The sequence below is a fragment of the Paenibacillus sp. FSL E2-0190 genome (assembly GCF_037992965.1).
Classification (GTDB): Bacteria; Bacillota; Bacilli; order Paenibacillales; family Paenibacillaceae; genus Paenibacillus_AQ; species Paenibacillus_AQ odorifer.
Genome location: NZ_CP150306.1, coordinates 5,267,594 through 5,290,887 on the forward strand (window position 1 = coordinate 5,267,594; position 23,294 = coordinate 5,290,887).

The 23,294-nt window shown below is 43.7% G+C and carries 28 protein-coding genes, 3 tRNA genes and 1 pseudogene; 14 read left to right on the forward strand and 18 right to left on the reverse strand.

What is annotated here, in order from left to right; translation table 11 throughout:
- Positions 1–161: 161 nt before the first annotated feature.
- Positions 162–449 carry a hypothetical protein gene (locus tag NST25_RS23170; RefSeq protein WP_036683320.1) on the forward strand — a complete coding sequence of 96 codons (288 nt, stop codon included), beginning with the start codon at positions 162–164 and terminating at the stop codon, positions 447–449.
- A gap of 605 nt (positions 450–1,054) precedes the next feature.
- On the opposite strand, the gene NST25_RS23175 is transcribed toward NST25_RS23170, so the two are convergent.
- From NST25_RS23175 to NST25_RS23190, 4 genes are all read right to left on the reverse strand, one after another.
- Complete coding sequence (locus NST25_RS23175; RefSeq protein ID WP_340394455.1) at positions 1,055–1,315, reverse strand: hypothetical protein; 261 nt, start codon at positions 1,313–1,315, stop codon at positions 1,055–1,057.
- Complete coding sequence (locus tag NST25_RS23180) at positions 1,309–1,524, reverse strand: hypothetical protein (RefSeq protein ID WP_076128872.1); 216 nt, start codon at positions 1,522–1,524, stop codon at positions 1,309–1,311. Before NST25_RS23180 ends, NST25_RS23175 begins: the two co-directional genes overlap by 7 nt.
- A gap of 275 nt (positions 1,525–1,799) precedes the next feature.
- Positions 1,800–2,486: a cyclase family protein gene (locus NST25_RS23185; protein ID WP_076310155.1), complete on the reverse strand. Its 687-nt coding sequence runs from the start codon at positions 2,484–2,486 to the stop codon at positions 1,800–1,802.
- Positions 2,487–2,669: 183 nt separating this feature from the next.
- Positions 2,670–3,188, reverse strand: a complete 519-nt coding sequence (locus NST25_RS23190; RefSeq protein ID WP_076128868.1) for a TetR/AcrR family transcriptional regulator — start codon at positions 3,186–3,188, stop codon at positions 2,670–2,672.
- Positions 3,189–3,387: 199 nt separating this feature from the next.
- On the opposite strand from NST25_RS23190, the gene NST25_RS23195 reads away from it, so the two are divergent.
- A complete protein-coding gene (locus NST25_RS23195; RefSeq protein WP_340392577.1) occupies positions 3,388–4,413 on the forward strand; it encodes a 2-dehydropantoate 2-reductase N-terminal domain-containing protein in 1,026 nt (341 codons plus the stop codon).
- A gap of 198 nt (positions 4,414–4,611) precedes the next feature.
- On the opposite strand, the gene NST25_RS23200 is transcribed toward NST25_RS23195, so the two are convergent.
- The 4 genes from NST25_RS23200 to NST25_RS23215 all read right to left on the reverse strand — a co-directional run bounded on the left by NST25_RS23200 (position 4,612) and on the right by NST25_RS23215 (position 8,005).
- Positions 4,612–6,204 (reverse strand): sensor domain-containing diguanylate cyclase, encoded by a 1,593-nt coding sequence (locus NST25_RS23200; RefSeq protein WP_340392579.1) that lies wholly within the window; start codon positions 6,202–6,204, stop codon positions 4,612–4,614.
- 317 nt (positions 6,205–6,521) lie between these two features.
- Positions 6,522–6,607, reverse strand: a tRNA-Leu gene (locus NST25_RS23205).
- Between the two features lie 159 nt (positions 6,608–6,766).
- Positions 6,767–7,243, reverse strand: a complete 477-nt coding sequence (locus NST25_RS23210; RefSeq protein ID WP_076136668.1) for a WGxxGxxG-CTERM domain-containing protein — start codon at positions 7,241–7,243, stop codon at positions 6,767–6,769.
- A 75-nt stretch (positions 7,244–7,318) separates the two neighbouring features.
- Positions 7,319–8,005, reverse strand: coding sequence for a M15 family metallopeptidase (locus tag NST25_RS23215; RefSeq protein ID WP_076220018.1), 687 nt, complete (start codon positions 8,003–8,005; stop codon positions 7,319–7,321).
- Positions 8,006–8,122: 117 nt separating this feature from the next.
- On the opposite strand from NST25_RS23215, the gene NST25_RS23220 reads away from it, so the two are divergent.
- A complete protein-coding gene (locus NST25_RS23220) occupies positions 8,123–8,287 on the forward strand; it encodes a hypothetical protein (protein ID WP_169744799.1) in 165 nt (54 codons plus the stop codon).
- Here NST25_RS23220 and NST25_RS23225 read toward each other — a convergent pair.
- Positions 8,284–8,619, reverse strand: coding sequence for a YolD-like family protein (locus NST25_RS23225; RefSeq protein WP_340392581.1), 336 nt, complete (start codon positions 8,617–8,619; stop codon positions 8,284–8,286). The genes NST25_RS23220 and NST25_RS23225 overlap by 4 nt on opposite strands.
- Positions 8,620–8,834: 215 nt before the next feature.
- Complete coding sequence (locus NST25_RS23230; RefSeq protein WP_076128860.1) at positions 8,835–9,395, reverse strand: hypothetical protein; 561 nt, start codon at positions 9,393–9,395, stop codon at positions 8,835–8,837.
- Positions 9,396–9,512: 117 nt separating this feature from the next.
- Between NST25_RS23230 and NST25_RS23235 the strand changes: the two genes are divergently transcribed.
- Entirely contained in the window at positions 9,513–10,001 is a 489-nt protein-coding gene (locus tag NST25_RS23235) for a PH domain-containing protein (protein WP_076128858.1), read from the forward strand.
- Positions 10,002–10,074: 73 nt separating this feature from the next.
- Here NST25_RS23235 and NST25_RS23240 read toward each other — a convergent pair whose 3' ends face one another.
- Together NST25_RS23240 and NST25_RS23245 are read right to left on the reverse strand one after the other, a co-directional pair.
- Complete coding sequence (locus NST25_RS23240; RefSeq protein ID WP_076279279.1) at positions 10,075–11,550, reverse strand: glycosyl hydrolase; 1,476 nt, start codon at positions 11,548–11,550, stop codon at positions 10,075–10,077.
- 174 nt (positions 11,551–11,724) lie between these two features.
- A complete protein-coding gene (locus tag NST25_RS23245) occupies positions 11,725–12,141 on the reverse strand; it encodes a cytidine deaminase (RefSeq protein WP_038572821.1) in 417 nt (138 codons plus the stop codon).
- 100 nt (positions 12,142–12,241) lie between these two features.
- On the opposite strand from NST25_RS23245, the gene NST25_RS23250 reads away from it, so the two are divergent.
- Complete coding sequence (locus tag NST25_RS23250; protein WP_076128851.1) at positions 12,242–12,679, forward strand: NucA/NucB deoxyribonuclease domain-containing protein; 438 nt, start codon at positions 12,242–12,244, stop codon at positions 12,677–12,679.
- An 81-nt stretch (positions 12,680–12,760) separates the two neighbouring features.
- Here the strand turns inward: NST25_RS23250 and NST25_RS23255 are convergent, their stop codons facing one another.
- Positions 12,761–12,910 (reverse strand): hypothetical protein, encoded by a 150-nt coding sequence (locus NST25_RS23255; RefSeq protein ID WP_155288175.1) that lies wholly within the window; start codon positions 12,908–12,910, stop codon positions 12,761–12,763.
- Positions 12,911–13,059: 149 nt separating this feature from the next.
- On the opposite strand from NST25_RS23255, the gene NST25_RS23260 reads away from it, so the two are divergent.
- The 7 genes and pseudogenes from NST25_RS23260 to NST25_RS23290 all read left to right on the forward strand — a co-directional run bounded on the left by NST25_RS23260 (position 13,060) and on the right by NST25_RS23290 (position 16,920).
- The gene (locus NST25_RS23260) at positions 13,060–13,236 is read left to right on the forward strand and encodes a YjfB family protein (protein WP_076098563.1); all 177 of its coding nucleotides are present in this window, start codon (positions 13,060–13,062) and stop codon (positions 13,234–13,236) included.
- Positions 13,237–13,399: 163 nt separating this feature from the next.
- The gene (locus NST25_RS23265) at positions 13,400–13,951 is read left to right on the forward strand and encodes an ImmA/IrrE family metallo-endopeptidase (RefSeq protein ID WP_036683410.1); all 552 of its coding nucleotides are present in this window, start codon (positions 13,400–13,402) and stop codon (positions 13,949–13,951) included.
- Between the two features lie 66 nt (positions 13,952–14,017).
- Positions 14,018–14,179 carry a hypothetical protein gene (locus tag NST25_RS23270; RefSeq protein WP_155288176.1) on the forward strand — a complete coding sequence of 54 codons (162 nt, stop codon included), beginning with the start codon at positions 14,018–14,020 and terminating at the stop codon, positions 14,177–14,179.
- 360 nt (positions 14,180–14,539) lie between these two features.
- Positions 14,540–14,875 (forward strand): DUF3139 domain-containing protein, encoded by a 336-nt coding sequence (locus NST25_RS23275; protein ID WP_076279280.1) that lies wholly within the window; start codon positions 14,540–14,542, stop codon positions 14,873–14,875.
- 114 nt (positions 14,876–14,989) lie between these two features.
- A pseudogene (locus NST25_RS23280) lies at positions 14,990–15,109 on the forward strand (phosphomethylpyrimidine synthase ThiC); the annotation flags it as partial.
- A gap of 330 nt (positions 15,110–15,439) precedes the next feature.
- Positions 15,440–15,934 carry a sigma-70 family RNA polymerase sigma factor gene (locus tag NST25_RS23285; RefSeq protein ID WP_076136658.1) on the forward strand — a complete coding sequence of 165 codons (495 nt, stop codon included), beginning with the start codon at positions 15,440–15,442 and terminating at the stop codon, positions 15,932–15,934.
- Positions 15,931–16,920 carry a hypothetical protein gene (locus NST25_RS23290; RefSeq protein WP_340392584.1) on the forward strand — a complete coding sequence of 330 codons (990 nt, stop codon included), beginning with the start codon at positions 15,931–15,933 and terminating at the stop codon, positions 16,918–16,920. The genes NST25_RS23285 and NST25_RS23290 overlap by 4 nt, the downstream gene beginning before the upstream one ends.
- 828 nt (positions 16,921–17,748) lie before the next feature.
- Here the strand turns inward: NST25_RS23290 and NST25_RS23295 are convergent.
- Positions 17,749–18,252, reverse strand: coding sequence for a hypothetical protein (locus NST25_RS23295; protein ID WP_340392585.1), 504 nt, complete (start codon positions 18,250–18,252; stop codon positions 17,749–17,751).
- Positions 18,253–18,660: 408 nt separating this feature from the next.
- Between NST25_RS23295 and NST25_RS23300 the strand changes: the two genes are divergently transcribed.
- Together NST25_RS23300 and NST25_RS23305 are read left to right on the forward strand one after the other, a co-directional pair.
- Positions 18,661–19,026, forward strand: a complete 366-nt coding sequence (locus NST25_RS23300) for a hypothetical protein (protein WP_076128842.1) — start codon at positions 18,661–18,663, stop codon at positions 19,024–19,026.
- Between the two features lie 33 nt (positions 19,027–19,059).
- Entirely contained in the window at positions 19,060–20,277 is a 1,218-nt protein-coding gene (locus NST25_RS23305; RefSeq protein WP_076128840.1) for a sialidase family protein, read from the forward strand.
- Between the two features lie 439 nt (positions 20,278–20,716).
- Here the strand turns inward: NST25_RS23305 and NST25_RS23310 are convergent.
- From NST25_RS23310 to NST25_RS23325, 4 genes are all read right to left on the reverse strand, one after another.
- Positions 20,717–20,790, reverse strand: a tRNA-Ile gene (locus NST25_RS23310).
- A 44-nt stretch (positions 20,791–20,834) separates the two neighbouring features.
- A tRNA-Met gene (locus tag NST25_RS23315) sits at positions 20,835–20,911 on the reverse strand.
- A gap of 82 nt (positions 20,912–20,993) precedes the next feature.
- On the reverse strand, positions 20,994–21,158 hold the full coding sequence (locus tag NST25_RS23320; RefSeq protein ID WP_167347621.1) for a hypothetical protein: 165 nt from the start codon (positions 21,156–21,158) through the stop codon (positions 20,994–20,996).
- Positions 21,159–21,270: 112 nt separating this feature from the next.
- A complete protein-coding gene (locus NST25_RS23325; protein ID WP_340392587.1) occupies positions 21,271–22,758 on the reverse strand; it encodes an extracellular solute-binding protein in 1,488 nt (495 codons plus the stop codon).
- Positions 22,759–23,294: the final 536 nt, after the last annotated feature.

A 23,294-nucleotide genomic window follows, 5' to 3' on the forward strand; every position in this document is an offset into this window, starting at 1 on the left:
TGTTCTTGTCACTTGTACCATATGGCTGCTCCAGTCCGGTGTCAAGACAGGGCATGATTATTTAGCGGATTCCGTCCCTTATTATCAATAGGCAGGGGGCCCTCCGCATAACATGGTGCGGATTCACTAATCATGGCTCAAGTTGACGGGAAGCTGCGCGATTGAGTAATTATGCTTGTGACGGTCAATCCATTCCGTTTGATGCCTTTCTGCGGCAAATGTTGAACGATCCAACAGTAGCAGAGCTCACTGATTTTGTTGCCTCATACGTAAAAAATAATACAATTAGCCAAACTGACGGTTTCAAGGGCGATTCTATGAAGCATGAAACAGAGATGGGGGGAACGTTGAGCGAAGTCCTGCCCCAACTGAATACTGGCGGCAACGCAGTGTTCACTTATTATGGCGGCGGGCAATCTGGTCTGCTTCATGTGGTATTCCATGTATAGGTCAGGTAACAATATACCGCTTCCATTTGCTGCTTCGACATCTGGATGTGAAGATGTAAAACTACGTCAAAATTTCAATTTTACGTTTTTATTTCCGCTTGATCATCTTTACAGTAAATCACGCTTAATTTTTGCGATCTGTCACAGTTCTAGCTGTTCTCTAGAGTTAAGCCCCTTAACAGTCTGCAATAACTCCACTACTGTACCACTTAATTCACCAATAGTTGAATGCTCCTTCCCGGTTAAAAGCCATTCATAAGAACAACCGAACTCAGAGCAAATTGAGAAAACCGTCTCTATTGCCGGCTTACCTTTTCCAGATTCCAAATCACTAAGGCTGCCTTGAGAAACACCGATTTTATTAGCAAAATCCGTTTGATTAAGATTATGTATTTTTCGTAGTTGTACCTCCACACTACGATTTGTGCCAACAATTGATCCACGAGCTTTTGAACCTAAAATCAGTTTTAGCCATTTAGAGTATCTTTAATAATACTCAAGGAAAACCATTAAAAAAGCCCTGATAAATCAAGGGTTTCTTGACCATCAGGACTAAGATACTTGTGCCAAAAATCGTTACAAACGCTGACAAGATGAATTACAACTCACACGTAGATAAATTCTCCGCAACCTTTAACAAAATTCTCGGCAATTTCCTTTTGACTCATCCGGGTGACAATCCCTGAAAAAATACCAAGTGCAAAGAAAAGCGCTCCGATCTCAGTCATATACCAGCCTTTGCTCAGTATTCCCCAGACAATAAGCCCCAAGGTATAGATGAAGCCGCCAATAATTAATTTATCCCGATTCGAGAAACTTACTTCTATCCCATCGTTCTCCTTGATGAAGTGTTGGCGGTTTAGAATATCATTTTGGAATACCGCTGAAAATCACCATGGCTATCGGAATCACTTTTGAGTCTTCCGGCTAAAGCCATCAGTGCCCGGTCAATCGCCCCCGTCTGCAGAATAATTCTAAAAGCTCCCCCTACAATTAGGACGAAGGCGACGACATCAGCAGCATTGATGATTCCCTCCAACGGCGCACTGGCAATTTGGGCAAATCCTTGTCTCAAATCCCCTTGCTCACTGATTTTAGGAACGGTATGATAGGTTCCTTGTCAACTATTAATTTATTCAGAATTCAACTCCAAATTATCTTCGGCAGCGACGATCTGTAATGCTCTGATTTTTAAAATAAAAAAATCGCATGACCTCAATATTTCATGAGAGTCATGCGATCTTCTGGTCAAGGATGATAAGACGGGGATAGAACCCCTACGGTACAGGAACAGTCCGAGATGATGTTGCAGATATAATCACAGGCGAAACAACTATTACTGAATAGCCTTTAATCTTCTATTTCAACAATTACATTAATGATAGAAGCATCATGGTCTTTAATACGAAGTGGTGCTGCGAAGGCAGAAATGAGTTTTTTGCCAACTAATGGAGCTGGGTTAATATCTTCATAAATGAGCATTGTCGGCTCTTTATATTTCTCATGATCTAAAAAGGCATGATGGACAAAATAGCCGTTTCTTTTTGCTTCTGCCAAATTTTCAATGCTCAAGGTATCAATAGCTACTGCTTTGCAGTTTGGGAGCTTCGTCCGGATGTATTCGGCAGCTTCCGAAGAGACAGCAGGAAAATTATTGGCGTATTTTTCGAAATCCGTATCTCTGTGTTTCCAATAGCTCGTGTTGAAGATTAGAATATCCGCTTCATTAAGTTCTTCATATTCCTCAAGCATGTCGATTGTGATAAAGCCGTTTGGGCCAAGCGGGCAGTCAATTAATAGTGGGCTTCTGTAGATGAAGTCTTCTATAGGAACAGCATCTATCCCCTTACCGTTATTCAAATGATGCCATGGTGCATCGACATGGGTACCAGCATGAAGATAAATGCTTAACACACTTCCGTTCCATTCATCTCCTTTAATCAAGCGCTCTCTAGGATCTAATTTCACTTCTGGTAATCCTGGAAAAATAGGCATTCCTTCATAAATTGGGTAACCAATTTCGACGAATTTTGAAATAGTAACACGCTCCTATAGATCACATAATTCCCCTCTACGTATACTCATTTTTTGTACAGGATTTATGCTGGTCCGATAATGTAACGATAATATTACAGCTTAAAGTTGTTGATAAATAGTACATTATTGCAGTAATTATTATATAGCTTCCTAAAATGCCACTCTTAGTGTGTATTTTTCAAACTATTTGTTCTGATGACCCAAAGAATAAATTATATTGGCAATGGTTTGCGGACTTTCTCCCCCGTTTGACTCGAGCCACTGATTAATGACACCAATAGATCCATAAACCTTGTAAGTGAAAGAATAGTCCCTTAGAAAGGGTTCGTTCCAATTTTGTTCAAGTAAAACTCGTGTTAAAAATTCACTTTTTCCACTCTCTGAAATTAGAAGCTGATACATGGTTTTCTTATCTTGAATAATGTTTAACAGTTTGACCATGGATTCTTCAGATGTGCAAGGACTGCCTCCTTCTTGTAATGCTTCCACCAATTCTTTATTAAATTCATTCTGCATCACTTCAAATAATTCAAAAGGATCTTTGTAGTGCAAATAAAAGGTGCCACGGTTGATATCAGCGTAGTTACATATTTCAGTGACCGTTATTTGAGGTAACTTTTTAGTTTCTAATAAAACCAGGAAGCTCTCTTTAATGAGATTAATCGTATATTTAGTTCTTCTGTTATTCTTGGTTCCAACCATATGCTCCTCCTGTTCTATCCTTTCAACATAATAGATGTAATCTGTTTACTTCATAACATTTACAAAGGTATTGATTATTGTGATTGTTCAGACGTATAGATTATACTGACAACACGACATTAAATCAACACATGTCCACTTAATGAGGAATTAATAAGCCAAAATCTATTTTTATATAATACAAGGAGATGAACTAACAATGACAATCACTTCAGATAAAACAAACATTCTTATAGTAGGTGCAGGAGCAGTAGGTTTCTCTGTAGGTTACCATCTACACTTATCAGGCACCGATGTTACCTTTCTTGTACGAAAAGGACGAAAAGCAGACTTCGCTCCTCCTCAGAAACTATATTGCTATGACGATGCTACATTGAAAGATTTTAGCAACTTTAATGTCATAGAAGATATAGAAGAAATAGAACCTCAGCAGTATCAATTTATTATTATTACATTGGACGGAAATGTGAGCCGTTCACCAGAAGGCGTAGCTACGTTATCCAAATTGGGAGATGTCGTTCGTAATTCTAAAACTACGGTGATTATGAGTGCGTTTGGAAGCGGGATTCGTGAACATTACATTCAGTACATGAGAATTCCGGAAGACCAGCTGTTAAGAGGAATACTGGGTACGTTAAGTCATCAATCCAAGGCTGATTTGCCTGTGCATGCACCAACAGACCCCAAACTCATTAACCAAGCCATTGTCTGTTACAAACATCCGGCGAACAAGGTCGGTTTCCAGGTCGAGAACAATAATAAATCAGCTGCCAAACAATTTAGCGCACTGTACAATAACTCTGGGGTCTCACGCTGTGGTCAAGTAAGTCCGGCGATGTTCAATATTTACTCTAGTATAGGTTTTCCTGTATACGCTGCTTGTGATATAGTAGGTTGGCCTAAATTCTCAGCCGTTATTGCAAATAAAGATCTTTGGCAGCTCGCTTGCCGTGCTCAGGGTGAAATAGCATCCCTGCCCAAGCATGGTCTAATCGGTAAGATTATGAGTTTTGTGATGGGGCCACGCATGACAGCAAAAATACATCTCAAAATGGAACAAGATATGCTGCCGCTAGATTATCAAGCATTCAATCGTTTCCATCATGGGGGTAAAGTGAAGGCTCAGGATATAGAATCTATACGGAATTCGATTGTAGAGGGAGAACTTCAAGGCCGGCAGATGAAGGCTTTAAAGGAATTATTGCAACGTGTTGAACATAATTAACATCCGCACAAAAAACAGTATTTCATCAAAGATGAAATACTGTTTCCGCTCCGAACATTCATAATAGCGAATAACATTTTCCTTGTTCAGCTTGGAAGGTTACACTTTCGTCCTTTGCTGCCCGCTGGCTTCGTGCCACCCGTGCTGATGTGCAGCATTCGGTCAGCCCACACATGACAGGTCTGCGTAGCCATTGTTTCAAACATCAGCGACCATCGTCTGGTTTCTTCCCCTGCTCTTGGCCAAGTATAACGCCTGATCCGCCTTCTCCAGCAGCCCCTCCCGCTCCAATGTATGAAAAGGATAATGGGCGATTCCTAGAGAGATTGTAACCTGTGTCTCGATTGGCCCCCTGCTTTGTTCCATTGCCCGCCGGACTCTTTCAGCTATGATGAAAGCTTCCTCAGGTCTTGTGTGGGCTAGCAAGATGATGAACTCTTCACCGCCGTAGCGGTAGCAAACATCGTCTGGACGAACCGAGGTAACTATAACTTTGGCTACATGTTTCAGCACTTCGTCGCCGATGAGATGACCGTAAGTGTCGTTCACGAGTTTGAATTTGTCTACATCCAGTACAATGAGCGAAAACGGTTGTCCTGAGTCAATCCACTGACTCATCGTATACTCTAACGATCTCCGGTTCATTAAACCGGTCAGAGCATCCGTCGTAGCCTCTTGGGTCAGTTGATCCGTCTGCTTCTGAATATCCGTCATGGCAAGCAACACAGCCTTGGTCAGCAGATCTGCCTCTCGGCTCCATTGCGGCTTCGCTTCTGGCAATTCAATCTTTTCCTTGCCCATCCTGCTCACCAGATTTGCCAGGTACACAAAAGGCCGGGCCAGCTTGCGTGCTACGAGAATGACGCCCATCAGGAGGATAATGAACGGAAACAACGAATACCAGAGAATGGTCCGAAGGTGCCCCATCAGTTGATGATGGATGACACTAATCGGCGAAACGACCACAATTCCCCATCCGTTGGCTGGAACGCTGGAGTATCCGGCAAGCATTTCAACGTCACGGGTGTTACGCACTTGCTGTTCCCCACTCTCCCCATTCATGAGTTTCTGCACAACCTTGTTATTGCTGACATCCTCCCCAATGAGCTGCTTATCCGGGTGGTACAACAGATGCCCGCTGGAATCCACAATATAATAATAGGAGCCAGAATCGTCCACGTTATTGTCGCCAAAAATCATAGACAAAATATTGTTCTCCTGCAGATAAAATGTGCCGCTCAAAATACCGCGATATGTACCATTCTTGCTAAAAATCGGCTGACTCATAAAAACGATTAGTCTATTGGTGGTTTGGGTCATGTAGGGGGAGGATATGTAAGGTTTTTTTAACGCCAGAGCTTCCAAACCGACCTTAGAAGTAATATGGTTTCCTACTGACCCCAAACTAGCCGGTACTACATTGCGGATCAGCCCGTCGGCATCGAGCACGGCGATAGAATTGAAGTAATTGCTACTATTGCGCATCAGTTCCAAATTATCATCCACTTGCTTCGGCGTTGAGGTTTCGTCATCGGAGAGTGTGTCAGCACTGTATTCCAAACTGCTGCGCATGGACTGAAATAAGGAATCCATTGTTTTGGTCATTCGGTCAGCGTTGTAGTAATTCAGATGGAGTGTAGTCTCCATCAAGGACTGTTTTTTGGACTCGTAAGAGCCAATCAGAAGGATGCTTGAGGTTAGTAGAACCACCAGCGTAACCAAGCCCGTAAGCAGCGATGTAAGACTGAGCTTTTTACTTTGACCCGGGTCGGCTCTTCTCAGTGTAAGCAAACTTTAACCCTCCTTGGTTCTTGAAAACTAGATTAATCAATAATACAACAAATTAAGATGTTATTCGACAGTAATCAATGGGCTCGGATCTCTCATACCACTGTGCGTACCGTTTGATATACGGCGGTTCATGAAATCTTACATATTAAAAAACTCCCTCCAGAGCTTGTGATTAGACAAGCACTGAAAAGGAGTGTTATCAACCTGATTCTGTGAGCTTGGATGTGATTCCAAGACACACAGAACCTTTAGTTTTTGACGGAAGTTTTACTCAAGAAAAACAAAAAAACCTTGATTTCTCAAGGTTTTCACTATGATGCCGAGGACGGGGGTCGAACCCGTACGGTACTCACGTACCGCAGGATTTTAAGTCCTGTGCGTCTGCCTGTTCCGCCACCCCGGCATATTATGTGTTGAAGCTTCATACGTTGTTCACATATAACGCGACAAGAAATATAATATCATGAATATCGATAACGCGCAATCCTTTTTCGAAAAAAATTTATTCACAATAAAAATAACCCGTTCAGCCAGAACCGACACGGGTTATTATAGACGTGGATTATCTACGCTCGTCACTTCTGCTTCTCATTCCGGCAAGACCCAAAAGTCCAAGCAGACCGAGCCAGCCCCAGTTAGATCCTTTGTTAGTTGCAGCATTCGTTGTTGTACTAGTTGCACGGTATTTGCCGGTCTGTGTGGTGTTGGTTGCCGGGTTGACAGTGCTGTTGGTTCTGTAGTTATTTCGGGTGTCATTGTAGTTATTGGTGTTGTAGTTGTTAGGTCTGTAATTATCATCGATGCGGATCTTATCTTTCATAATGCTCTCATGCTGATTCAGCGTTCCCGTGGTGCCGTTCATTAGATTGCCTTCCGTGTTCATCATCCGAGTGTGTTCCGCAGTCCCATCCATCCCGGTATTCGCGGCTGGGATACCGCCCAATGCTGCTGATCCCACGGCATTTGATGCATAGCTAGCTCCCATTAGACTCATTGATAATACAGTACCGCATGCAAGGCTTGTTATCAGCTTGTTCACAGTGTTATGCCTCCCTTTAAGGTTAGTTATCACTGATAATTTCTCCTTGGACGGCACTGTCTATGCATGGTGGTTTTACTCTTTTACTACATTAACTGTCTTAGTCACAGCATCATAAGTAACCTTTGCTCCAAGCGCCTCAGCCAGCGCACGTATGGGTACATAGGTTGTTCCGGTGTCGAGAACGCCATCGGTAAGCTTGCGGCCGTTTAGGTTAATGGTCACTGTAACGTCTTTGTTCACCTGATCATCCCCTCCGGTAATCTTTTTTAAAGCCTCTTTGGCTTGGTCCGTCGTTGGACGTTTACCTGCCCGAAGTTGATCTATAGTTAAACCGAAAGTCATTTGCAGATGTGAATAATCTTTAAAAGAGGTCCAGTCTCCGCCCCATTCTAAACCAAGCCGCTTAGCCTCCTGTACAACCTCTTGCCAATCTGCTGTCTTATCCTTATCACCATCACGATTGATATCCCAAGAAAGGCTAGTGCCATTCGGCAGCAAAAGCGCAAAATCAAACGCAAGACCATAATTATGATAGCTGGTACCGCCTTTAGCGTTGGTAACTATCGGTCCTGGTTTGCTTCTACCCTGCGCATACAAAGCATTTTGCTCAGCAATGGTCCGTAGACCCTGAGTAATAACGATAGGGACTCCTCTCGCATGGCTTTGCTGAATCAAAACATTCGCACCTGCCGCCAAGACAGGATGAAGCCCGACCAGACGCGCCGCGGATTTTTCCCTCAATTGCTCCAAAGTCAGCATAGAATCACCCCTTTGGTATATTCAATGATGCCGCTGCCCTATTTGCCTGTACCCCTGTCCCCTTTAGGATGATTTCCACAAAAAAGGACAAAATATTTAACGAAAGGTGGGAGACATATGGATATTCATAGCGATAGCTATAAAGTTGCAGCCCTTAGTGAACAGGAAGAAGCACTGGAAATTATTCGGAATGCTGAAGCTTCCATTGCACATCTGACTGGTAATCCTACCGTTACCTTAATCGCTTATGAAAAAAGCGAAGGCAACGGTTCTCAGCATTAAACGATGTAGACCTCGACAATATCATCCACATCGATCCACTTCCATTCCTCCGCCCACTGCAGCTTAAACTCACGCGAGTGGGTGTGAATGGAAGTCACAAAACCACTTAACATCGTATTTTCAAAAGGGTCAAAAAGAATAACTGTCACTCGTGCATGACTCCGCAACGACAAAGCCAGTGTACATTCAATCTCCTCCAGCTTCTGCTCATCCAGAATAGGCTTGATGCGGCGCAGCGTTTCCCGTTCATCTCTTATAATTCGTATCTTATGCTCCGGCAGCATCATGCGGCTGCTTTCCCACAGCCCGTTTTTCTCCAGCTTTTTGCCCATGGTAACCCCTCCTTAATTATATATCTATTCCTCTGAACACGAACGTATGTTTGTATTATATCCGCATCTTCGCATATTAATCAATAATCAGGAAAAAGATACCTTTTTCGGAGGCTCTATTTTATCTAGAAGATGTATAATAATGTATATCTATTCAAGCTAAAATTCGCAGCAAAAAGACGCTGACAGATAAACTGCGCAGCGCCTGATTTGATTTATTCTTGAACAACGTCCCCAGACTCTGAGGTAGCCTGACCTTCGGAGTCTATAAGTCCTGTTGCTTCTCTTGCCTCGTTAAGCTTGGAAATACCGAATAACATCGCTACATCAGCGTTCTGATTCAATTCATTAAATTGCTCAGCCGTAACGTTTGCGGAATCAGCACCTTGAGAGGCCTCTTCTTTTAAAGAATAAGCACTTTCAAAGGCAACTTTAGACTCTTCGAGCAACTTACGAATGTCTTCAGGCAAGCTGGAGGAAATTTTTACTTTCTCGGCTTGATTCGATAAATCAGTTGCGGTACTCTGGAATTGCTTAATTTTCTTCTCCAACTGCTTGTCCGTGAGTTCTCCTGCTGAATAACCCGCAATGGCTTCGTTGAACTCCGCTAAAGAAGTTTTTCCTGACTCTTCAAGTTTAGACATTTCATTGTAGAAGTTTTGCACGGTCTCCTGCACTTCTTCCTCCGTGGCAGGTGCCGATGAAGTTGAATTATTGCTGCAGGCGCTAAGGATGACAGTCATCATCAGCATTCCTATTAGTAAAGCTTTTTTCATTATTTATCCCTCCACTTAACAGGATAATGTCGGTTTGTGTAAAGCGCAAATGAAATATATGTAAAATGACTGTTATGTTATAATTATTTTAATTGTGATCAGGAAAGGAGAGTATTTATGCCTTATTGCACCACCTGTGGAGCGGAATACAAGCAGGGCGCTAAATTTTGTGGAGAATGTGGAACCAGCCTTGACGGCACTGCTCCAGTAACCGCTCATCGACCCGCAGTAGATAATCATGTCATCCAAGAAGTCGTGCTCTGGAAAGGCAAACCTGCCGGCATCTCGGATCGACTCAAAGGAATCGTAGGACTTAACACAACTTCATATACCATTACAAGTCAGCGTATTATGGTAAAGACCGGACTTATCGGTAAAAATGTTGAAGAAATCGAATTGCTGCGCGTACGCGATTTATCCGTAAAACAGTCTATCATGGACCGGATGCTTGGCATTGGATCATTAACTGTATTTTCTGATGATGCCTCAGCGCCTCAGCTTCTTTTCCGAAAAATCCATGATGCCCAAACCGTCAAAGATGTTCTGCGCAAAGCCGTTCGTGACGAGAAGATCGCCAACAACATTAGCTACCGCGAGCAAATTTAAGACGTTCATACGTAAAAAGGCCCCGGAAAACCGGGGCTTTTTGCTTGCGCTTGCACACTTGAAGTACTCTTTTTTAAGGAAGATAAAATGCCCCCGCTGGGATAACCCCCTTGATCTGGCTCGGACTCTCCCACTGCAAAACAACCCGGGCGTCGCCCGCATTCTCATAATACTCCACCTTTATTTCATACGGCTTACCTGCAATCAGGTTTATGCTCCCTTTTCGTTCCTGGCCGCTCTGATTCACCCAACTATCAATGACTAGCCCGCCATCAATCCATACCCGTATCCCATCATCAGAGTAGGAATAAATGGTATACACCTCGCTAAAAGCAGCCGTCAGCTTCCCACTCCACCGCACAGAGAATGCATCTACACGAATGGCAGGATCAGGCGAACCTTGTCTCCATGAAAAGTTAATATTGGCATCCGTTCGCAACAGTGCAGGCGTGCCGCTGAGCGTCATGTTATTGTAATATTGGCCACATAGTCCACTCTCCAGCACACTATCCCCGATAGCAGCGAAAGCGGCGGCCTCAGCAGCATACTCCTCTCGTGTGAATACCATTTTATCGTTCATAAAAGCTTTTATCACAGCATCGGTATTCTTCTCATAGAGGAGTTTCCCCCAGGTCAGCTGATAAGACCATTTGGGCTGTGTTTTGGACAACAGTTCAGCAGACGGAAGCTCTCCATTCTCACCAATCGCAATCAGCTTGCCACGACCCAGATCCCATAAATTATCATAATGACTAATCTTGAAATCCGCGTCATAAATGTCGAGCGCCAGCACATCTACCTTATCACTGCCCGGATAGTACTCTGCCGGCTCATCACACCACTGATTTTTTGCATTTGGACTCCAAACCCACAATAAATTATGCAGCTTATGATAATTGGTAAAACGATCGAACATAAGGCTCCACAATGCAGCGTAATTGCTCTTTTGCCCCCACCAAAACCATCCACCATTCATTTCATGATACGGCCGCCAAAGTACAGGAACCCCTGCGTCATTAAGCTTTTTCAGCGACAAGGCTATCTTATCCAGATCAGCTAACAGAGCATTATACTGGGTGGTACCTGGGGTTATATATTTATCAAAATCAGCATTGCTTAGGCTCGTATTTACATTCCCCCAAGTTGGCGCTGTCCCCGGTAATGCAGCGTGATAACACATCGTTACGATCCCGCCGGCCCTAGACCAGCGTATCGCACTGCTGACGACCCAATTCCGTTGATTGTCAATTAGAGCCTGTGACTGATTATTGATTGCGCCCAGCTCGTAGCCATGCAGCGCAGCATATTGCCCGCTGGTATTTTTAAGCTTCTCCATGAGCTCGTCTGCACTTTCCAAATAATCATGTTGGCCGCTTATCACACCCTTTCCCTGCAAGTAATAGAGGGTATTCAGCAATAGCTGAGCCGAGGACGACAGCCCCGAATCCGCCGGAGCCATTTGTAATCTGCGAAAAGCCATCTGCCATTGCACATCGCCCACGAACCTTGATGCTGAATCAACCATCTGACGAATAATCCGCTGCTCCATCTATTCTCACCATCCTTTTAAATCTTTTTAAGTTATAGTATGGGGACAATAATGACATGAACTCAGCGAATGGACATGAAGTTGTAAAATAAGTTGGGACGATATAAGGAACTGCTGAATAAATTCACGGCTCAACAAAAAAAGGAGCTCCGCGGCTCCTCATTACTTTTATTCTTATCTCGTGTACCTTAAAGGCAATAGTTCAGTGATTTCATATTTAGCTAATCGGTCATCCTCCGATACAATTATCTTGCAGTCTATTCCATAATCCGCAATTAACTCTCGGCACATGCCGCAGGGAGAGACTACTTTAATCTCTTTTTCCTCGCTGTCTGGGTCAGAATGCCTTACCGCAACAATCGTATCAAATTCCTTATAACCTTCGGATATCGCTTTGCCAATCACCATCGCCTCTGCACAGACTGTAATCCTCCCCATGCTGGCTTCCACATGTACCGCTGTAAAAATCTCTCCTGTTTTAGTACGAAGCGCTGCACCCACATGGTGCCGTCCCCATTCATAACGCCTGGTAATTATATCTTCGGCAGCCGTAATAAGCGTCTGATCCTCAATGGTAATTATGTACTCCATATCCAGTTCCGCCCTCCTTTATTTTACCTAATTATATTAAATCGCACTGAATTATGATATAAGATATACTATTTTAAGTGCCAAAAAAGGAGGAGCAGAATTGAAAGTAAAAAAATGGATCTCCAGTCTCATCATTGTTGCATTACTTGCTTTGGCTAGTTACTGGTTTGAACAAAACGGAGAGCCTACAGACCCCTCGTCTCCATCCGATTCGAGTGTTGTTCAGCTAACCTTCCCATCAGACCGCTATCCTGAGACCGCCAAACATATTCAGGATGCCATTGCGAAAGGTGAATCCGCCACATGTACGATTAACCGAGAGCAGGCTGAAGAGAACCGTAAAGAGTCCTTAAAAGGGATCCCCACTAAAAAGGGATATGACCGGGATGAATGGCCAATGGCTATGTGTAAGGAAGGCGGCGTTGGTGCCGACATTGAATACATAACGCCAAGCGATAACCGCGGGGCAGGAAGCTGGGTTGGCAATCAGCTGGAGGATTATGCAGACGGAACCCGGGTAGAATTTATGTTTAAATAACGGTCTGTCTGACCAGCCCCAGGCAATAGAATAGCCCCACCTGGCATTCGCCAGATGGGGCTACACTGCACATCAGCTAACTTAGAATAAGCAAGCTTTAGTGATGATAACCAGCAAGATGAAAAGTACCAGAATTGCTCCTGTTGAAGTCCAAGGACTACACACCGGACCTACTGATGCTGGACTTACTACCGGACCTACGTTACAACCACAACCATGTTCCATTCCCATTTTCAATTCCTCCTAATGATTAATGACTACAGCACAAGATATGTAAAAAGGAGATAAGCCGTTTGGGCGAATTGGCAAACAAATGCCAATCACCTAATGAATTGAAGGTGGACAGTCGATAAACAGGATATACACAAAGGAGGTGCAATATGGATATAGCTGCATTATCAATGGCAATGAGCCAAGCATCCTTAGCTCAAAATGTTGGGATACAGGTCATGAATATTGCCAAGAATCAGGCTGAAACCCAGAGCCAAACCATGGTGGAAATGCTGGGCAAAAGCGTTGCTCCTAATTTGGGAAAAACACTTGATATTAGTGTGTAATTGCTTTATGCTAAGGATACATGAGAACGAATGTTCCTGTGTATCCTTAGACTTTTTTTACTCTACATAGCCCTTCGGGCTTTTCTTTTGCGCATTTATGCGAACATACGATCCCATTAGTGATTTATTAGTGATTTTAAACGAGGTGAATAAGTTGGAGAACATGAAATCATATTATCAAATGACTGTGCTTGAGAAATGGACGGAGGATTTATACAAGCGATTAAATCTTCATCAGCCTTCACAAATTTCAATATCGTATATTGCAGAGCGGCTTAATATCTGGGTTCATTATTTGGATGTGAGAAGCAAGAGCATTGAAGCGTCTGCAGGGATGTACAGCCTGTTTATCGACAACCGCCTTCCAGCCAATCTTCAACGGCTAGAGTTTCTTCATGAACTGTGTCACCTCCTTCGCCATGGCAGTGATAATCAGACCTTGATGCCAGAGCATTTCACGCGGGCACAGGAGGATGAATCCGAGCGGTTTATCTTGTATGCGGCGATGCCTTACTCCATGATCTCCCGCATGACATTGCCTGAGCAACGAGAGGATGCCATCTCCTATCTCGCAGCAGAATTTCAAGTTCCTGCCGAGCTGGCCTTACAGCGGATTGATCAGATCCAAAGACGTGTGTTCCAAGGGCAATTATTGGCCGTGATGGGAAGAAACGAAGAACGACTGACACATATTCGCAACGGATCACGGAGATAATAAGCTTAGTTGCAATAGTGCTCTGCATATTCATTTATGGTGGAATTTCTCGTGAGGGGGAACGACATGGAAGCCATTAAAGTAATTGAATTATTACTGACTCATCCGGATTATAATGTAGATGCAGTACACCCCGAAATCCCGGATTTCGTGGGCATTGAGACGATTGAGGTGGATCACGAAACGGGGACCTTCTCCATTTTATTGCAAGAACCCAAAGAGGACTAAAAGAGAATCATTATTCTTCATAAGTTAAAAGGCAGCAAATATAGTATGTCCCGGCAATTCTTCGTTCGCTTATGCCTGGATTACTATTGTTATTTGCTGCCTTTTTGTATAATCTGTTATGCAAATACAAACTGTATCACCAATAAGAACTAGAATAATGAATATACCGACAAAACCCCATATTAAAAACCATAAGATTTCCACCCCGGCAGCCTTGGACTTACCTGGTCCTCCAGCATCTTAATTTGCTGCTCCAGCTCCAGTATTTTCTCTTCTCCTGCGTCATATATCTATGAATGACATACCAGTCTCAGTATATTATCTTATACTATATACAAATTATTTATATGGAGGGAATTAATGAAGAAAAAAACAAAACTAATCTTCATCGTTCTAATCCTTTTAATCTATGGGATAACATCCTTAGCCCTTCACTCCTTCCAAAATCATATGAACAGAGAAGTCATTCATTATCTAGTAGAGACGAGAAATTATAAGAAAGAAGATTTTGATAAAGTATACACCCAGATTGCCAAAGCTCCCCTCGTAAGTACCACGGTGATTTTTGCAGACGAACCCTACGCAAGATACTTTTATCGAAAAGAAAACGGAAGGATCTTTCAATACAGCAGGGCTCCTGTTAAAGGTAATGATCCTAGCTATACATATAAACATATCGAGGAGAATCTCCCGTGAAGGAGTTGCCCTATAAAAAAGACGCGTTTGTCCAGCAGTCAGCACTTGGCTGCTTGGGCAAACGTGTTTTTTTGATCTTCCCTGCTCTAAATAGGTAAACATCATTTGCGTAGACAGGTGATGGTAGAGGGTCCAGGACATGCGCCGATGCACTTGACTAAAGAGAGTATGGATAAGCAACTTGAAACTTGTAACGAAGCCCCTTTTTATACATTAGGTCCACTGACTACAGATAACATTGGCGTGGTTCTTAGCAGCTATCGGACACAGTTGATCTTATGCGCGGTATAACACTCCATTTCAAAGTGTAGCGGACCCCATAGCCTTTATTGGCATGAAAAACATCATATAAGACCTCCTTTTTAAGGAATAGCGTCACTGGAGTCCGCGAACCTGCTCAAAAGCCTATAAATATGCAAATAACGACTTCTGAGTCCGTAAGCCTCTGGAGATAATTTATGAATAGGTATTCTTTACGCTCAAACACAAAGGAATTTTCTCAGGAACAAAATGTGACCTAATGCCGTCCTAAATGGTGTTATAGGTAAAGGGGGGCACAGTATCATGCAGCGATCCATGACCCGGCCGGGAAATCATGTGATGAAGAGTTACGAAATCTACGCAGATATGCTGTTCCGGATCGCTTTGGTCCATCTAGGCAACCGGCAAGATGCCGAAGAAGCCACTCAGGATACCTTCATCAAGCTAATAGAAAAAGCGCCGGAGTTCAAAGATGCCGAACATCAGAAGGCATGGCTGATCCGGGTAATCACCAACCATTGTAAAACACTACTGGGCAGAGGCTGGCGCAAGCGCGAGGTTAAGCTGGAGAGCGCTGAGCCAATTGCGGCAGACAGCCCCGAGGATTGGGCTCTGCTGCAGTTAGTTATGGCGATGCCTATGAAGTATAAAACCGTAATCCATCTTTATTATTACGAGGACTATCCCATCCAGGAGATCAGCAAGATTCTGCAGATTAGTCAGTCTGCCGTGAAGATGAGACTTCAGCGGGGACGGCAACTGTTAAAACTGGAGCTGGAAGGAGCGGAACCACAGTGAAGGAAGATCAGTTTCGAACAACATATAAGAAAGCGGTGGATTCGATGAAACCAGGTGAAGAGATGAAAAAAGAATTGTTCAATAAAATAGAGCAGCGGCAGGAGCGGAAGCGTCCGCGCAAAACCGTTTATATCGCGGCAAGTGTCGTGCTCGCCGCAGGAATAGGTCTGGCTGGGCCTAGTATATGGCAGCAGTTGAACAGTCAGAGCTCCCCGGGGCAGGTTACCCAGGTAACTCCGGAAGCAAGTAATGCTGGCAATTCAGGCACAGCTACATCCGGCAGCATTGTCATTCCCAAGCTGAAACTGCCAGATAAGGAGTCTGGCGTGAAGGCAGATATGATCGCCTTGGTCGTGTATAAAAATAATATTTATACACAGTCAGCGACTCGCATTGACGCTGCCGATGCTGCTGCTCTGCGCGGTGATAAGTTGGGACGCACTACAGGCGGCATCAACGAATGGAGCGGTAGCGACGAATATATTGAGTTAGCCTCGAACATCGGCGAAACGGATCTCTATTCCGTGAAGGGCTATGACTCCAGCTTTCTGATTATGTCCTATTCGGAAATCAACGGCGAGGTATTCGCCGAACTGTATGAGCACACGAACGGCATCACCATAAACAGCGGCGCCGACCTGTTCGGCAAGCTGAATCTTGAAGGCCGAGTTACTTCAGCTCAATGGGAAAGCTTCAACAGTTGGAACAACGGCCTCCAGCAGCAGGCGCCAATCGCCAATAGCGAGGCGCTTGATGGCTTCCTGACAGCCCTCCAAGCTGCCAAACCGCTGGCAGCAGAGCCGCTGATCGAGCAAGGCATCTACGACAGCGAAGACCGCAAGATCATCTATTTGCAGCTGGAAGACAACGCCCGAGTAGAGCTGACGCTGTTCGGTCAAAGACTTGTTCGCTACGGTCAAGCACCGGTATTCTTCGAGGTCGAATCCGGGGCATTCCAGCAGCTGTGGAACAGCATGAAACTTTAGGAATGCTGGTGGAAACCCAGGGATAGCGGTTGGGACTGCGATCGGGACTGCGATCGGGACTGCAATCAGAACTGCGATCGGGACTGCGATCGGGACTGCGATCGGGACTGTGATCGGGACTGCGATCAGGACTGCGATCGGGACTCGATCGGGACTGCGATCGGGACTGTGATCGAGACTGCGGTTGGACTGCGATCGGGACTGCAATCGGAAGAAATTAGGGACAACGTTTCGGTCACCCTGCTCTCCATTGGACAATTTAGCTGGCTGTTAACAAAAACGGCGCTGCTTCAAAACCATTTCATGGTTTGGAGCAGTGCCGTTTTGTGCTTTACTGAATGGTTTATGAACTCGCATACTAGATATGCTGGTTGTAGAGGTGAGACTACTGATTGTTCCTTTAAAAGCTGCTTCTCATTATAATTTCTGCAACTAAATCTGTGAGGAGCACGGCACTAACGAGCTAACGAATAAACGAACTAACCTCCTCCACCTCGAGCTATCGGACCCAGATATCGCTATTTGCTGATTTTCAGCCTTAAGAGCATGGTTTCGGACTCCATGGACGCTAATGCCTAGAAAGAGGCTCACATGCGGTACTTTTTATGCCAATAGCGACTATGGAGTCCGTTAGAATTGCAAATGTGGAAAAAAACCGCTTTAAGGGTCAGCTGTGTCCGACAGGAGAAGCATCGTTCACGTAATTGTTATGGAATCAAATTTCAAAGGAACACAGGGTCTCTCTCGATACTTCCGATTGCTGCAAAAAAGGAACGCCCACCATGGACGCTCCTTGAATTTCTTATTAGTCTACTACACTCTAGCTAGTTACGCATTTACACTTTCTGTTTTACGATCCTGTCTTGCGTGTAATGTTTTCATCGCAAATCTTGCGATCGGCTGCGCAACCAACAGTTCAATCCAAAATGCTATTCCAAAGTTTCTCGGCCAGATGTGAAGGAAGTTTTTAAGTGGATCCAGGCTTATTTGTTTCGTCCCAACCCATGTGCCGATAATTGATAGTAAAATAGATAACACTGTGACATTCAATAAAGTATTCAACAGAATCCTTGCATTAAATCCATCGGTTTGTCCCATGAATTTCGGCATCACTTTTCCAACAATCGGTCCTGCAACTAATCTTACGGATAAAACTACGATCATCCACATAAATGGAATAACCTTTAGTGTATCTATATACACTTCCTTACTGAAGCCGCGTTCCAACCCCACAATAATAGGGGCAATAGTGTTAACTGAAATGATTGAAATAATGAGTAAAAATAGTATACCTTCTTTTCCGTTTCTGGGCATTCTTGTGTCTCCATGCATGTTTGTCATCTCCGTGAATATATTTCAGATGGCAGACGTATCATGAGACATATATTTTTGGCCCAATAAAAAAGACCAATATCTCTACACACTGATTTAATAATTATAACATTTATTTAAAATAAATGTCAGACCTTCTATTTAAAATTCTTAAAATTCTCCTGCTGATAGCGAATAGTTACCTGCATGCGCCTTACAAGATCAGCAGTGGCAGAGAAGTCGTAAAAATCGTCAATTGCTGTTCAACTTATAATCAAGTTACTTCAGATCATGCTGAAATTTTATTTGTATTTCCCCACCTAATTAGACCTCTCAGTATTCATTTCCGCGATTTTTCTGATTCCCTTGTCCAAACACAATGAATCTCAATTCATATATATATAGCAAACTAATAAAGAGGTGAAGCTCATGGCAACAACAACAGGCATCATTACGAACACAGGGACTACCCCAGCATCCAACGTGCTCATTAATATCGATAATGACAACCTTAGTTTTTCATCTAACGTAGTCTATCACGTTTACGTATGGAATACCTTGGTTAGTAAAGGTTTAGTCTACTCCAACTCATTAAATGTTAATGCTAACACCAGCCAGTTTCTCGGTTTTAATATCGCAGGCAATTCAGCTTATGAAGTCCAATTTCTCGTAACTGGAAACGCACCGGCAGACACGATTATCACGGTGTTCGGAACGGATTCGTCAGGAAACGTCATTCCCCATCAAAGAGTGCTGCAATCCGAACTTACTTTCATAGCTCAGCTGAACCCATAAGTACCGAAAACTCTCTGACGAAAGGAGCTTAGCATGGCTAATATTCAAATTTCGCCGAGCGCAAGCGTTCAGTTTGAGCCCACCATCGCGGTAAATTGGCTTAATCCTTCAGTTATGGTTGCCGTAGCTGTAGATCTTCGATTAGGCCCTCCTAATATAGGTTTATACAAATCTATTGACGCAGGTGCCACTTGGACAACAACGTTATTGCCGTTACCGACAGGATTTGCAGGCATCGAAGCACCACATATTGATTATATTTTCCCGACCACTTTCGTAGTATTAGCCCACGCCTTCGATTCAGACGGTCTCAGCGGGTCGATCGTTTCCTATACATCTGCCGACAATGCCTCTTCATTCGGACCTCCAGTCATCGTGAATCAAGGGTTTGGGCAGTTTGTAAATGATGATCAGGTGGTCGTTGTCACCGACAAAGCTGGATCAAGTCCCTTTTTTGGAAATGTATATACTGGTTATACGCATGATTACAACACACAATTCATACCGGGAAATACGATATTCTTCAATCGTTCCCTAGATAACGGTAGTACCTATTCCAGTCCCTCCCTGCTGTCTTCGGTCGAAGAATTCGAAGAATTCCCCGGTATAGCAATTACATTAAATGGGATTGTTATCGTGGGATGGATCAATCAGCCTCCCGGTAATACTGATCTTAAAATTCGCACATCCTCAGACGGTGGGGTCATTTTTACTCCTGAAACCATGGTCGCCAGCGTTGTAGTCCCACCAGATCCATTGCCGGGATATACATTTAGATGTCTGACATACCCTTCCCTCGCAGCAGATATTTCTAATGCACCGACGACGCGAGGGAATGTCTATGCTGTATGGCAAGATTTTCGAGAAGGTTATTCCGATATTTTTCTTGCCACTTCCACCAATTTTGGTGTGGATTGGGGGGCACCAATATCCATTACAGGTAGTCCGGTGGGCTCCCAAAACTTTTTCCCAGCCATCACCGTATCCCCTGCGGATGGTGCAATATTCGTTACCTATTACACTAATCGAGTCAACCCCCTCAACCTTGATGTTTATCTAGCAACATCTAGAGATGGCGGTATGACGTATACAAACACCCGGATAACAACAACTTCCTTTGACGTCACCGGCATCCCCCTAATTGGGGACTACATCGGTAATGCCATCGTCCCCCAAACAGGCCGTCTAGTGAGCGTATGGACAGACACGCGGACCGGTACTGAGAACATCTGGTTTGGGGATAATCAATAAGCTATTAATCAACTTCTGATGATAAATTAAAAGGCTGTTAAGTTAGTATTCCATCTTCAATAAAGGATGCCGAGCGAACATGCGGCATCCTTTATTGCTTCTTATCAAAATTCAGCATTAACCTGTTCAAAGAAATTATCAATTTCAGCGTATTGGACATGCTTTTAATTCAATCAAAATCTACGGCGTATGGTGCTTGCTACTTAATAGTCTATATGTCATGACTGTCCCCTTTCCTCTACAAGAGTAGGGCAATTCCACAGAATACATACTTTTTACCGTTTTCCAGATGATCTGTGATAAAACCAGAGGATCTAATAACGCCGTGACCAAAATGTGATCATTTTCTATTTTGTCGCTTTTCCAACTCATCCACTTCTACTTACAAGGGAACCTACAGACAGCAAAAAACCCTTACAAAGTAAGGGTTTTTGATAAGTGGGCCCTGAGGGACTCGAACCCCCGACCAATCGGTTATGAGCCGACCGCTCTAACCAACTGAGCTAAGGGCCCGGATCTAAAAATATCCGAATGTACAATTGCTGTTGTAATAAAATTGGTTGCGGGGGCAGGATTTGAACCTGCGACCTTCGGGTTATGAGCCCGACGAGCTACCGGGCTGCTCCACCCCGCGTCAGAAATAATATTCAAACAGCGACAATAAATAATATACAGTACAAAATGGGTCTACGTCAAGGATGAATTTGTAAAAGTTCTCAAGGCAAAAATCTAACCCCATATCTTCCTTTGCGGGATCGATAAATCTCCACAAAACTTGGGTCATGATAGCCATAAATCCAGCCATCTTGCTCCAGTCTTTTTGCCAAACAGCCTGCTTGAAATCTCGTTCTGAACAGTTTCGCGAAGTATATCCAATTCATGATGCCCTCTTCTCCTTTTCGCAAATTAATCTTACGCTGCTCTGAACTTATCATGCCCAAGTTCCACAAAATAAGCCACCGGAAATCCGGTGGCTGCTACATATTCCAAAACTCAATCCCCTATGGAGTCAAAATAATATGTGGGATCTTTTTCGAGCGTACCCAGCATCGTATTCCCTTGCTTCTCCCAAGCTTTAAGTGCACTCTCGACCGTTCTCTTGCCCTGATAAACTTCTGTGAACAGTTGGCGCCCAACATCATTAACACGGCTAATTCCAGGCTTCTGTGTTTGTAGGACGTTCATCAAAGGATCATTGGCTGGTAATGGTTTGAGCGTATAGAAGGACTCCAGATTTACTGAAGGTACTTTCGTGGTAATGTAATCCTTACGGGAAGTTAGTTCCCCGCGGGTATGGGCTTTAATTTTAGCTACTTCATTACTGTTGACGAATTTGATCAAATCCCACGCATCTTCCTTATTAGCAGCCATAGTGTTGATAGCCATCATATTACCTACCCAAGTACCTACAGCCACTCCTGGTTTCTCCTTAAAAGTAGGTACGGTAACGAAACCCCAATCGACAGGATTATAATTTTTAATTTTTGCTGCATTGCGGCTCACACCTGCAAGCTCATTAAGATAATCGTATTCTCCAATTACCATTGCAGCTTTTCCGGTAAGGAAGAGATCCCCTTGGACAGGACTATAGGTACTCCGTTCTGTTTCTATAAAATCCATACCGTTTAACCCAGGTGTAATTTGCTTTTTCACCAATTGGCTGTAGGTCGTCCAAGCTTGACTCCACTGTGTTTGGTTTACCTCCATCTTATGTCCCTTGTTGTCATACATAGCAAGCTCCAGCGGTGAGACATAGGTCTGCATATCCCAGAAAGGATCGCTCATATAACGGTTCATCGAAAAGCCATATATACGCTTATCTTTATTTGTCGATTTCTTGGTCACCTTTTCGGCCAGCGCGAACACTTCATCCCAAGTCATTCCATCTGTCGGATAACCTACACCAGCAGCATCAAAAATACCTTTGTTAAAATATAACGCACTCGACATAAAAGTCGGCGCTAACGCGTAAAGACTTCCTCCACCCAGCTCACGAACTCCACTTAGCATCGTAGGCGCCATATTGCTTAAATCATATTGATCTCGTGCGATAAGCGGCTCCAGCGGTTGCACCAGATTATGTTCCACCAAACTCTTCACCAATGTACTATCACCGACGATTACATCAACTGGCTCTGCACCGCCCATAATTGCTCGGATATTCTCCAGATTATCTGGGTTAACCTCTGGATAGGTGCTGTCAAAACGAAGCTCATTCATATTGATGGCTGGAATAATCTCAAGTTTGATTTCAGGATGCTGCAATTCATACATATCTGTAAACTGCTGACGAAAAGAAGAATCGTCCTCTCCAGACCAGAGGCTGCCAATACGTAACACGCGCTGTTCTGTAGATGACTTAGAAGCCTCCGCCCAAGCTGTGTGCCTGCTTTCAGAAATTAAAGGCAATAGGAGTGCTGCACATATTCCAAAGCTTAACCAGCGCCGCCATAGCCTTCTATTATTATTTATATGATTCATTCTTGAACCCTCCCATAAAATACTCAATCCATCCACCTTATGAATAATTACCCATAATTCTAGTAACAGTATATAGCTTTATTCAGGAGGGGAAGTTACAGGCTGTTTAAAGTTATGCTACGATTTCTTCATATTATTTCTATAAAAAATGTTCCGCGAGTTCCCTGAGGATACTGAAATGCCCTTCTGCGACAGGATAATTGCACTTTGTGCAACTATTACAGCTGAGTGTGTTGTGCTTCACCTTTTAATTGCACTATGTGCAGTTAAAAAACGTTATTAGGTGCTTTCAGCGGATTTCTGGCTGATTTAATTGCACAAAGTGCAACTATATCGCCAGATCCTCTAAGGAAGGTTAGTTTAAGTGCAGAAACTGCAACTATTCGGCGTGTGTGACGACATTGCGATAGCATCCCCGGGTGTCAGAGCGTTCAGAGCGTAGAGCGACAGCGCATAACAGCAGAGTTTCAGAGTATCAGAGTGTTCAGAGCCAGATCATAGAGCGATAGCGCATAGCAGCAGAGTTTCAGAATCCC